The following is a 12,342-nucleotide window of genomic DNA, read 5'->3' as shown; positions in this document are numbered from 1 at the left end:
ACATTATAAGGGTTTCAAGTAAATCCCTTTATGCTCGCCATGCAGGAGGGCTCCGGAGTCGCATAGTCGGCGTAGCCATGTCTTGGCGGTGTTCTTGGGGATGTTGGCATGCTCGGCGGCCTCCATCCATTGGACGGTGGTGAACTCGTCTGGCATGGAGCTGAGCAGACTGTCCTTTTCCGAGAGGCCTCGGCTGGTGATCTCGCCGGTAGGCAGGAATGAGAGGATATGGGTGGCGTGGAGGTAGAGCGGCTCCGCCATTGTCAGAAGGGCGGCGAAGTCATCGTCGGTGATATGGAGTTCCCAGCCTCCGATGATCTTGTCCTTTAGGTTGTCGCTGTTGATGCCTTGGGCCGGCAGCAGTAATTCCGGTTGTTCCAAGGCACGAAGCATGGCTACCACCTCCATGAAACGTACGAGGTTGATGGCGAGGCGTACCACGGAACTGTTCATCTCCTGCCCGTTGGATTGCCGGGCACGCAGGAAAAGACGTACGAAGCTGTCGTTGAAAGCGGCTTGTTGCCGCTCGTCGAGGCGCAAGGTAATGGTACCCCGGCACTTGAGCTGATCGATCGTGGCCTTCCACTCGTAGCCCATCCGGTGGAATTCCTTCTCGGCGTCTACCTCGTCGACGGAGAATTGGTCGATCCATTCCCGGATCTGCGATTTGTAGTAGAAGACCTCACGGCTGAAGAGCCCGTTCTCGCCCGAGGGGATAAGCGGCGCTACCTGTCCGGGCGTACCCGAGAGCACCATCGAGAGGAAGGTGGAATCGCATTCCCGGTATTCGTTATCGGTCCGTCGGTTGAACGAGAGCCCGGCATGGTCGAAAGCGTTACGGAGCGTATCGCTCCAATGCCCGTAATCACCCCCGATAGCGGTGGTGATGGTATCCGCCTCGGTCTCGAAAATGATACCGGTGCCGTCCGAATCGATGATATTTTGCAAGATACCCGTCCCGGTGTTGTTGCCGGAGATGATAAACATACTGTTTTTAGGCATCTGGGGCATCTCCATCTTGGCTTTCTCCTTGCCTAAGGCATGATAGGCCGCCAAATCTTGGCGGTACTGTTTCATCGCTAGGTCCACTTGTTGGCGGATCTCCCGGTGGATAGGCTCGATAAACTTACGCAGCCACGCCATGATGCCCTTACCCGATGCGGGCGGAGCGATCACGAAGAGCTGGATACAGGGATAGATCCAATGCATCCCATAGAGGCAACGCACCGTCTTGCCCAAGGTGGCGCCTAGGGCGGTGAGAGCCGTGAGCAAAAGGATATCCCGCTGCTCGGCATTATCGGCGAAACCGAGGATGTCCCGTAGCAACGAGGGCCATGGATAGCCGGGTACCAGTCGTGGCAGGGAGGTGTAAGGCTCGCTGCCGATGTGGAGTGGGGCGCCGTTTGCCTCGGTTTCCCGATCGCTGGTCTCGTGGGCTTGATCTACCGTATCGGCTGTATTATATGTACTCACACGTGTGTGTGAGGAAAAGGGTTTCGTGAAACCTTGAAACTTGAAACCTATTTCCACGCCCGCCAGCTTGGCCAAGTGGAAAGCGGTGCCCAGATGGACATTCTGGTTTCCGGTGCGCAAGGCACTGGAGAAAAGCTTGTTGGCGTGTAGGGCGTTGAACTTGGACGATGGCTCGCAGAGACTGATGAAGTCGCTACGTCCTGCCTCCCCGCAATCGGTGGCGATGGCGAAAGCCAATTGTACATACTCGGCGTAAGTGGGGGCGATGTCGGCATGGGCCGCCCGTACGGCTTCTACTAGTTTGGAAAGATCGTTGTTCATGGTATGAATATTTTAGCGTTAGAATCGTGAGACAAGAAACAGCAGCGGGCGATATCCTTGCCACAGGTATCCACCTCACCCTTGAAGGTGTCGGCATACAGGAGCTGTATGTAACTCATGGCCCATCGAACGGTCTCGTCTCCGGGTATGAAAAGTTTCACTCCCAGTCCTCCGGGGCTGACAAAGGCGAGGCGGGTCCCGAGATAGGGGTCCTCGAAGAGGTGGTCCCGGAGTTGTTCCGCCTCCTCGAGAGAGGCGAGATGGTCGATATCGACCACTACCAACCCCGAGGCGGAGATGAGAGCGTCGCTCTTACGACGGGAAAAAACGCCGTGGGGCGTTACGAACGGCAGTTGTCGCTGTTTGAGTTGGCGGTATTCCGCTACCCTGCCTTCCCTGATGAAGGCGCGTAATTCGTTGGTAACCGTTTCGAGAGATTTATCCTCGGTGATCCATCGGTACACTTCCCGTAGTGTACAGTTCCCGGTAGGAAGCGTGTTGGTGATGGGAGGAAGAAAGTAAGACATTTGTTGGTCCATATCAATAGGATTTCAGATTAATTTTCTAAAGCTATTGCTAATAATTGATTCTGCGTTTCAGCCTATAGGCTGAAATATCGGATGATTGTTTAATAAAAATTAGCATAGTATGAAGGAAAATTTAGATTTGAACCAAATTTTATTTGATGAGTTAGTGGAATTTCCACGTAAGCGGTTAGGAATCTCTATCCGTGAGTTTTGTGCGGAGGCCCACGTAGGCACCGCCACCTACAGCAAAGCGAAAAAAAAAGAGTATCAATCCCCAGAGTCTGACCCGCTTGGTACAAGAACTATGCGTAGAGATGGATGAACCGGAGTTCATGGGGTATGGGGCCGGGGCGCTCAAGGAGGTGTATAGGGCAATGAGGCGTGGAATAGAAAAATAGAGGGTTGAAAATTGATCGTTTAGGGAAATAACGTTATATTTGTCTTGACGAACCAATAAACAGAGACGAAGATGGAAGGGCGGCGATTATATCCGATAGGGATACAGACATTCTCCAAATTGAGAGAGGGGAATTATGTGTATGTAGATAAGACGGAATTGGTCTACCGAATGACACACGGCGCGTCTGGTTATATATTCTTGAGCCGTCCCCGCCGTTTCGGGAAGTCGTTGCTTACTTCTACGCTCCATAGTTATTTCGAGGGGCGAAAGGATTTGTTTGAGGGTTTGGCTATCGAGTGTCTGGAGAAGGAGTGGACAAGCTATCCGGTGCTTCATTTCGACATGAGCACGGCAAAGCATATGGACAAGGATCGGCTTCTGAGTGAGTTGGAGAGGAAATTGTATGGTTACGAGCAGATATACGGACGTGATGAGAGCGCTATTTATACGAACCAACGTCTGGAAAGTCTCATCAAACGTGCCTACGCCCAGACCGGTCAAAAGGTGGTTGTCTTGATCGACGAGTACGACGCTCCCTTGCTGGACGTGGTGCATGAGGAGAAAGAGCTGCCGAAGCTTCGCGACGTGATGCGTAACTTCTATAGTCCGCTGAAAGCCTGCGATCCTTATTTGCGTTTTGTTTTCTTGACCGGAATTACCAAGTTCTCCCAATTGAGCATCTTCAGTGAGTTGAACAATATAAAGAACATCAGCATGCTCCCGGAGTACGCCGCCCTCTGTGGCATCACGGAGGAGGAGATGCGTGAGCAGATGGGCGAGGGTATCGGTCGTTTGGCCGACAACCTCGGCGTTTCTCCGGAGGGTGCCTTGGGTGCCTTGAAATCGAATTATGACGGTTACCATTTCACGTGGCCGTCGCCCGATATATACAACCCGTTCAGCCTGTTGAACGCCTTGGCCGACAGTAAACTAAATTCCTATTGGTTCGGTAGCGGTACGCCCACCTATTTGATCGAGATGCTGAACAAGTATCACGTGAAACCCCAGCAAATAGGCGCACGCAAGGTTTTGGCAGAGTCGTTTGACGCACCCACGGAACGGATGGTCGATATTACGCCATTGCTCTATCAGAGCGGTTACATCACGATAAAGGACTATTCCTCGCTCACGAATTTGTACACGCTTGACATCCCCAATAAAGAGGTTCGTATGGGATTGATGAAAAGCTTATTGCCCAATTATTTGCATCAATACACAGCGGATGGACTTACTACGGTAGCCCTTCTTTTCGAGGCGATCTCTGGAGAGCGGATGGACGATGCCCTGCGTTTATTGCAGACCTTCCTGTCCACCATCCCCCAATGTGACAATACGGATTACGAGGGCCATTACCAGTCCTTGCTTTACACGATCTTCAGCCTGCTAGGAATGTATGTGGACGTGGAAGTCCGTACCCCGAAAGGCCGTGTGGATATGGTGATGCGCACATCGACAACACTCTATGTCGTGGAATTGAAGTTAAACAGGACCGCAGATATAGCCCTTGAGCAAATCAATTTGCGCAATTACCCGGAGCGCTTCGCCCTTTGTGGGTTGCCGATCGTAAAGGTTGGGATTAATTTTGATAGTGAGCGGCATACGTTGGGGGATTGGGTTATCGATAGTAATTTGTCTAAGTAATTATAAAAAACAAACGTTTTAGGTTCGTAACGGGTTTGAGGTGATAACTTCTTTTACCGGAAAAAGCTTGTGTTATAAGAAAAAATAAGTTATGCTCGTGATCGAATCGTAAGAGGAAAGATATGAATTCAGTTGTAGCATTCGGAAATATCTCTATGATATCCAATAATCCGTTTTATCCATTGAGGAATATTTTGGGGAGGAAAGGGATTTTATTGCTTACGAGTAAAATAAGTTGTTGCGTTGGGTAGTAGAACGTGAACTGGAGATTATAGGGGAAGCTACCAATCATTTTTTGGATATAGATCCGGATATACAAATTGATAATGGGAGGAGGGTCGTTGGTCTGAGGGACTTTGTTATACATGGTTATGATAAGGAAGATAATGTGATTATCTGAGGTGTTATCAGTAAGGACTTACCAAAACTTAAACAGCAAGTAGACTATCTTCATACGTTCATTTGAACCTGCAAGTCTTATGACCTACAACTAAAGAGTTGGATGAGTAGTGTCATCCGTGAAATGATATATGGCAATAATTACTATGAAGGTCTCCTAAATGGAGTTTATTGCAAGTAATACAAACAGAAATCACTTAATATAAAAAAACTATTATTCTATCTTGCTGGTAAATAGTAAGATGGGATAATTGAGTGCTAACATTGAAGGTGAAGAGAAATTCTAATTGTAGATAAACATGAACATTTTAGCAATTATTCCTGCAAGAGCAGGATCTAAAGGAGTTCCCAATAAAAATATCCGATTGCTTGGGCAGCATCCTTTAGTATATTACTCAATTAAAAATGCATTGCAGTCAAAGTATATTACCGATGTGATTATTTCGACTGATTCTAACCCTGTACGTATCATTGCGCAGCAAATGGGAGCGAAGGTGCATTGGCGTGATGCGGAGCTTGCTGGCGATGAGGTAACTCTCGATGCGGTTATCTATGACGCTATTCCGACGGATAAGCAGTGGGATTATGTCATCACTATGCAGCCCACTTCGCCAACTCTCACTGTTGGTACATTAGATAGTGCCATTGAATACGCAATAAAAAGCAAACTCGACACTCTTATCTCTGCAATCAATGCACCTCACCTCTCTTGGGGAGAAAAGGATGGAAAGAAGATACCGAACTATGAAAAGCGTCTTAACCGTCAGTATCTTCCACCATGTTACATGGAGACGGGTGCTTTTGTTATCTCAAAGGCAGATATCGTAACAGAGAGTACTCGTATTGGTGTAAATGTTGATGTTTACGAGATTCCAGAGCGAGAGTCGCAGGATATTGATACCTTCGCTGATCTCTGTAGTGCAGCTGCTTTACTTGAGGCTCAGAAGATAGCTATCTATGTGAATGGTAATAACAAGCGTGGTATTGGACACATCTATCGTGCTCTTGAAATCGCTGATGAATTCTATGTTAAGCCAGATGTCTACTACGATGTAAACCAGACAGATGTTAAGGTTTTTGGTAACACTACTCATAATCTTATCCCTGTCAATGGCATTGCGGAACTCTACGAGATCTGTAAACGTGAGCAGTACAGCTTATTTGTCAACGATATCCTCACTACGTCCATTGACTATATGATTGGTTTGCGTTCAGTTTTGCCAAACGCTAAACTTATCAACTTTGAGGATGATGGTGAAGGAATTCTTAAAGCTGACCTTGTTTTCAATGCACTTTATAGTGAGCATGCATTGCCTAATGTTTATGGCGGGGAGAAATACTATATCTGTGGTAAGATCTTTATGTTCTACGAACCAATCAAGATAAAGGAAGATGTTAATCGTGTATTCATTGCTTTTGGTGGTGCTGACCCGCAGAACTACACAGACCGTTTGCTTGACATCATCTCTAAAGATGAGTATAAGAAATATGAGTTTGTTGTAGTTGTTGGGCGTGCTAAGTACAATGTTGATGCTTTACTTGAGTATAATAAGTATGAACATATTCAGGTTCTTTATGATGTTAGCAATATGCCTGAACTCATGTCTTCCTGTGATATTGCTATTACTTCTCGTGGACGCACAGGTTACGAGCTTGCACTCCTTGGCATTCCTTCAATCGCAATGGCACAAAATCAGCGTGAGGAGAAGCATGGCTTTGTTTGCAATGAGAATGGTTTCTCGTACATTGGTCTTAACCCAAGCGATGAAATTATCGAAGGTATTCTCAAAATGTATATGAATCTTTCCAAGGAAGCACGAGAGAAGTTACATGGAAAACTTCTCTCGCACAACCTTCGTGATGGCCGTAAGCGTGTGATGTCGCTTATTCGTGGATTATAAACAACATACTCATTTGTATTATGAAACCTTATGTAATAGCAGAAATGGGTGTCAATTTCTATGATACCGCTAAGAAACTCAACATCAATCCGCTCGAAGCAGCAAAGATGTATATCGATGCTGCAGCTGAAGCTGGTATTGATTGTGCTAAATTTCAATCATATAAAGCTGGCACTATCGTATCTAAGAATTCGCCAGCTTATTGGGACTTGACAAAGGAGCCGACAAAGACCCAATATGAGTTGTTTTTAAAGCATGACTCTTTTGGTGAATGTGAGTACCGTGAGCTTTGTAAATACACTCATGACAAGGGAATGGATTTTACATCTACTCCTTTCGACTATGCTTCAGCTGACTATCTTTATGACATGGTAGATTTCTATAAAATCTCATCATCCGATCTTTCTAATTTGCCATTTATTCATCATATAGGAGCAAAAGGTAAGCCTGTTTTTGTGTCTGTAGGAGCAGCTTATCTTTCGGAATGTGATGAAGCTATTCGTGCGTTACAAGAGTCAGGATGTAAAGATATCGTTGTTTTTCACTGTGTGTTATCATATCCTACTAATCCTAAAGATGCAAATCTTCGTGTAATTGATACATTGAAGAAGACATTTCCATCCGTTCGTGTTGGATTTAGTGATCATGTGGCCCCTGATGACAATATGATGACTCTTGCTGCAGCTTATTTATTGGGAGCAGAGGTTATCGAGAAGCACTTCACTCTCGACAAGACTCTTCCTGGCAACGACCACTATCATGCGGGTGATCCAGAGGATTTCAAAAAGGCTATTGCCAACTTCCAATGGATTGACAAAATTCTAGGTAATCCAGAGAAGGTTGTTCTCGATTGTGAGCAGGTTCCTCGTCGCGAGGCTCGTCGCTCATTGGTGCTTACTCGTTGCATGAAAGCAGGCGAGATTATCAAAAAGGAAGACCTTATGCCAAAGCGTCCGGGCACTGGTATCGCTCCATGTTTTGAAGATATTGTTATAGGTCGTAAAGTACTTGCAGATCTAACAGAAGATACCATCCTTACATGGGATATGATTTAATATTTTGCAACAGAAGGTTCTATTCTTTTTGTTTCAACTGATAAATCTAGATTATATAAATCTATAAGATTGTTTTAGGAAGGAGATAGTTTCCTCAAAATAGCCTTCATGATAGTAACGAACGTGGAATGAAAATGCCTACTTTATTCTACATATTAATTGAATCAGGTAAGGAGTATAATATACACTAGAATAGCATAGTGGAAACAATTGAGTGCTTACATTAGAAATAATATTAATTGATATGGGAAAATTATTATTTACCAATAATCAGGATTGGGAAAATATTCTTAGAGGTATTTATTCCAAAAATGAATTAAATAAAAATTATAGTTCAAATGGACTAACTTGTTATGCGAAGCGATATGTAGACAGTGAAAATTGTTACTTTGATAATGACGGGGTAGTTGCGATTATAGGTACTTGGGCGTATTTAAATGATGATAATCCCTTTAATTTGAATGTAATCTATCAAGATCTCAAGTCAGAAGATAAAGGTGTTGATTATGTAAGAAAACATTTGATAGGTTCTTATGCTTTAGCTTATATTCAAGATAATAAACTTAGAATATTTGTGGATGAGTGCCATACATACGCTCTTTATTATTATATAGGTAGAGAAGGTGTGGTTGTTACTAATACATATTATCACGTAGAAAAAGTTTCAAAACAAGAATTCGACGAAACTGTTTTTGCTACAATGCTTGCGAGTGTTGGACTGTGTAGCAATAGAACTCCTTTCAAAAATATATATAGGTTACTAGAAAATGAATATATCGAATACGATTTTGCTATCCATCAGGCAATTATAAAAAAGTGTGACGTTCATACTACATCCTATTCCTTTGGCTCAATGGAGGAGGCCTTGAAGGTGTTAAAGGATGAAATAGAATTGCAGACTACAGTCCTTAATAAAAGAGTGCATAAAAAATTTCTCTTTGCTACGGGAGGATTGGATTCTAGAGTAAAACTGGCTTTAGATCTATTCCATAGTAAGGAAGTTATGATTGGATATTGGAAGGGTGAAGATTCAATTACAAATGGAACTTTACAAGATGCGAAAATTAATGAACTTTTAGCTTCTGAGTTTTCTTTAAAAACTAAAATATTCGATGTAAGTCAGCATTTTAGAGAGTGTTTGAGAACTATAGATGAAGATGAATTGGATCGATATGGTGAATACATTAGCATTTATGCGCATAATCAAAAATGGTTGACTTTGTTTGATGATTTACACAAAGAGAATATCGATGAAGTAGAATTTGGAATGGATACAGATCTTTTAAGAGAAATAGGAAGTCTGGATGATTCATTTGATGAAGATTATGATAATTCGAAATTTGCAATTAAAGGCTGCTTGAGAGGAGGCTTATTTAATTATGTTTTTGATTTACCTAATGTGTGCAAATTGATCTGTGATGAAATTAAATTGGTAAACTTAGATTCACAGAATGATCTAAAAACTAAATATGCTAATCTCTTTAATTATTTTAGACATGATATGGGATGCTATTTTTCAAATATGTTGAATGAAAGTTTCTTCTCATATCCTCTTTTGCACAGTAAAAGAATATGGGATATAATCTATAATATTCCATATGATTATCGAGAAGATAGTAAACTTTCATTGCGTCTAATAAATAGTTGGTGCCCTATGCTGTTGAATATACCAGTGTTTACTCATCATCATTATGGTATATATAATCGTCAGAAGGGGGTGTTGAAGAAGAATTGGAGATATTCATTGCTATTGAGAATTAAGCCCTATGTCTTAAGATCAAAGCTTTATGATATTTTATATGTAAAACTTATAGAACCGGTTTATCGTCCGCAGAATAAAAATAATGAGATCTTGTTTCAAACGAGTGTTGCATCGCTTCAGAGTTCTGAATCCTTTATAAAGAGTGGAGTTCGTTTTAGAAAAAATTTAATTGGTAAAGGATTTGATATGGCTGCTTTATGTACCATAGTGGCAAAGTGCAAGTTTGTTGATCAAGTTCTTAATGTGGTGAGAAAGTAAAGTTCTGCAATGGGTACTAGATATAATATATTAGGTCTGTTACGTTCTCCTTCATCCGTATATGTAATCTTTCGATATGGGACGTATATAGTTCAATTCTTGAATTCCATATTATTGGCAAAAGCTCTAGGTGATATCAAATATGGAATATATAGCTTTGTCTTTTTGATTATGCAATATATGTCGTATTCAAATCTGGGAATTAATGAGTCCTTGAATACGGAATATGCGGTAAGTAAAGATAGTGATAGATGTAAAATATGGAATACGTCATGGGCATTGAATTTATTGATAAATACTTTTCTGTTCATGGTGTTTGCTTTTTTAATTTCAATAGTTTCGCTATTTAGTCGCTATGAGTTCGATTCATATGGTATGTTATTGCTAATGACATGTATCGTAATTAATCTGTCTCGAATTTATATAACATATTATAAACTACATGGAAAGCTGATTAAATTGAATATCCAACAGTTCCTTCCTCATTTTGTACTACTTGTATTGGTGTTAATTATGTGGAATAAACTTACTGTTAGACAGATTGTTGTTTCTTATTTGGTGAGTAATGTGATAGCATTGATCATTTTTAGGGTGGATTTGCCCAATCCTCCTTCCTTTCAAATTGATCGATCGATCGCATCTGTTTTGTTACGTAGGGGTATTACTCTATTACTCTATAATTTGAGTTTTTATCTTCTTACGTTAGTGGCATCATCTTTAGTAAGTTCTTATTTTTCTTTAGAAGAGTTTGGGTGTTACTCATTTGTTAATACCTTGATTCATGGTATAATTATGGCTTGTGGAGCATTTTTGTTCATATTCTATCCTAAAATATTGAACAGACTCTATAGTTGTGATGAAGATAAGGCTTATGAGTTGATAAGCAGGATAAGAGGTGTTTATATTCTATTTATAGATTTGGTGTCTTTATTGTCTATATTTGTTGCGGTTGTTTTGTCCTATTTGTTACCTCAATATAGAAATGATATCACTATTATATTCCCTATTCTTATTTTGGGGCAAATAATTATGAGTTCTACTACTGGGCATTCAGCTTATCTGCTGTCAAAAAAGAAAGAATTCAGATTAGTTGTTTTTGGTTTCGAATCTGTTGTGTTGACGCTGGTTTTGGGAATCTTATGTGGTGAATATTTCAATTCATTATATGCTTTGTCGTTGGTTGTTCCTATTAGTTCTTTGTTTTATACATTCATGACGACTCGAGAATCTTTAGCAACCATGAATAAGAGTCATGCGATAGCTGATGTGTTGAAGGAGATATTTGCGCTGAAAAAATGGTTTCCTTGTGTACTTGTCTTGATTTATGCTTTTGTTATTAACCAGTGGCATGTTATTTTGATTGGAGTAGGTATATATCTTTTTATTAATTATAAAAATCTAAGGATTTCAATCAAGGAAGGTGTAAGGATAATTTCTGATAGAAATTCTCTTCTGGTTTAGGAACTAACAATTTCTTTGTGAAATATAAGTATGTTGATAAATAAAAGTAAATTTCAGGGTGATATTTTGGTGTATGCTTACATGATCTTGTTAATTATGACAAGAATACTTCCGAATATTTCATCAATTAATGCTATAGTATATGCCTTGTTTTGTTGTTTGTACTTTTTTTTACTGAAACATTCATTCTCTTTCTGTTTGAAAATATTGCCTATTTTGTTGATAATTTCTATTTTTTCTTATGCTAATGGGAGTGGTATGTTGTATATTCTTATTGATGTTTCAATTGCTTATTTTATTCTTGCATCTATTCTGGTATATGATAGCACAACTCTTGTTTGTCAGAATTTGAAATTGCTTAATAAATTGTCTTTTATCGTATTCATATTGAGTTTATTTGCAATGCTGTTTCCTGCTAACTATATTGACATAGGTGGAGATATTCGTTTTATTGGTTTTTTTAAATATGGTAATCTTTCTGCAAGTATAGTCTCTATATTGTGTGTGTTATATTGGGAAACCTTTAATTTGCTGTATAAAAATGCAAAAAGAAAGACAGTCGTTCTATTCTTTTTAATATGCTTTTTTGTTTCTTACATATTTGTATGTAAAACCCGATCGTTACTATTCTTTTTGCCTTATTGGATTTATCAAATATATCTCTTTTGTGGAAAAAGGATTTTCTTTGCTATGTCAGTTTTTGGTGTTGCGCTTGTTTCTTTTTCACTGTTCGATGAGTTGAAAGTTGTTTTGCGCATAAATGAAGATGCCTCTTTTTTAACAAGAGAATCTTTGTCTATATTTTTATTGGATGGAATACGAGAAAATTATTTCATTTTTCCTCATGGAGCTCGTAAGTCTACTGATTTCTTTCAAACTTTTTTTAATGATGAATCATTAACCCCTCATAATGATTTCCTGCGTTATTATTATGATTGGGGATTTGCTTTTTTATTATTGATTCTATTTATGTTCAATGATTTAAAAAAGAGAAAATGTTTTGATTTTGGATTTATTTTCATATCATTAGGATACTGCTCTTTTGCTTTGCATAATATGCTGTTTTTGCCTTATTTGCTTCTTCCTTATTTGTTTATATTGATTATAAAAAAACAACCAATAATTAGATTATGAATAATTCGTC

Annotated in this window: 10 protein-coding genes; 8 read left to right on the top strand and 2 right to left on the bottom strand. The window is 40.4% G+C overall.

Features of this window, described 5'->3' with window-relative positions:
• Nucleotides 1-3: 3 nt before the first annotated feature.
• Nucleotides 4-1,794, bottom strand: a complete 1,791-nt coding sequence (locus DWX33_RS11730; protein ID WP_122380455.1) for a DUF3987 domain-containing protein — start codon at nucleotides 1,792-1,794, stop codon at nucleotides 4-6.
• The gene (locus DWX33_RS11725) at nucleotides 1,791-2,333 is read right to left on the bottom strand and encodes a BT4734/BF3469 family protein (RefSeq protein WP_005858738.1); all 543 of its coding nucleotides are present in this window, start codon (nucleotides 2,331-2,333) and stop codon (nucleotides 1,791-1,793) included. Before DWX33_RS11725 ends, DWX33_RS11730 begins: the two co-directional genes overlap by 4 nt.
• 109 nt (nucleotides 2,334-2,442) lie before the next feature.
• Between DWX33_RS11725 and DWX33_RS11720 the strand changes: the two genes are divergently transcribed.
• From DWX33_RS11720 to DWX33_RS11690, 8 genes are all read left to right on the top strand, one after another.
• Complete coding sequence (locus tag DWX33_RS11720; RefSeq protein WP_005868570.1) at nucleotides 2,443-2,643, top strand: hypothetical protein; 201 nt, start codon at nucleotides 2,443-2,445, stop codon at nucleotides 2,641-2,643.
• 147 nt (nucleotides 2,644-2,790) lie between these two features.
• On the top strand, nucleotides 2,791-4,362 hold the full coding sequence (locus DWX33_RS11715) for an ATP-binding protein (RefSeq protein WP_122380454.1): 1,572 nt from the start codon (nucleotides 2,791-2,793) through the stop codon (nucleotides 4,360-4,362).
• Between the two features lie 235 nt (nucleotides 4,363-4,597).
• Complete coding sequence (locus DWX33_RS23170; RefSeq protein WP_333559168.1) at nucleotides 4,598-4,762, top strand: hypothetical protein; 165 nt, start codon at nucleotides 4,598-4,600, stop codon at nucleotides 4,760-4,762.
• 298 nt (nucleotides 4,763-5,060) lie between these two features.
• On the top strand, nucleotides 5,061-6,662 hold the full coding sequence (locus tag DWX33_RS11710) for a cytidylyltransferase domain-containing protein (RefSeq protein ID WP_009017046.1): 1,602 nt from the start codon (nucleotides 5,061-5,063) through the stop codon (nucleotides 6,660-6,662).
• Between the two features lie 20 nt (nucleotides 6,663-6,682).
• A complete protein-coding gene (locus DWX33_RS11705; protein WP_122380453.1) occupies nucleotides 6,683-7,717 on the top strand; it encodes an N-acetylneuraminate synthase family protein in 1,035 nt (344 codons plus the stop codon).
• Nucleotides 7,718-7,961: 244 nt separating this feature from the next.
• Nucleotides 7,962-9,737, top strand: a complete 1,776-nt coding sequence (locus DWX33_RS11700) for a hypothetical protein (RefSeq protein ID WP_122380452.1) — start codon at nucleotides 7,962-7,964, stop codon at nucleotides 9,735-9,737.
• 9 nt (nucleotides 9,738-9,746) lie between these two features.
• Nucleotides 9,747-11,198, top strand: coding sequence for a lipopolysaccharide biosynthesis protein (locus DWX33_RS11695; protein WP_122380451.1), 1,452 nt, complete (start codon nucleotides 9,747-9,749; stop codon nucleotides 11,196-11,198).
• Between the two features lie 96 nt (nucleotides 11,199-11,294).
• Nucleotides 11,295-12,332 (top strand): hypothetical protein, encoded by a 1,038-nt coding sequence (locus tag DWX33_RS11690; protein WP_147425513.1) that lies wholly within the window; start codon nucleotides 11,295-11,297, stop codon nucleotides 12,330-12,332.
• Nucleotides 12,333-12,342 lie beyond the last annotated feature (10 nt).

This window comes from Parabacteroides sp. AF19-14 (assembly GCF_003635485.1).
GTDB lineage: Bacteria > Bacteroidota > Bacteroidia > Bacteroidales > Tannerellaceae > Parabacteroides > Parabacteroides distasonis.
The sequence above is the reverse complement of the archived record's forward strand: the minus strand, read 5'-3'. Positions and strand labels throughout refer to the sequence as shown.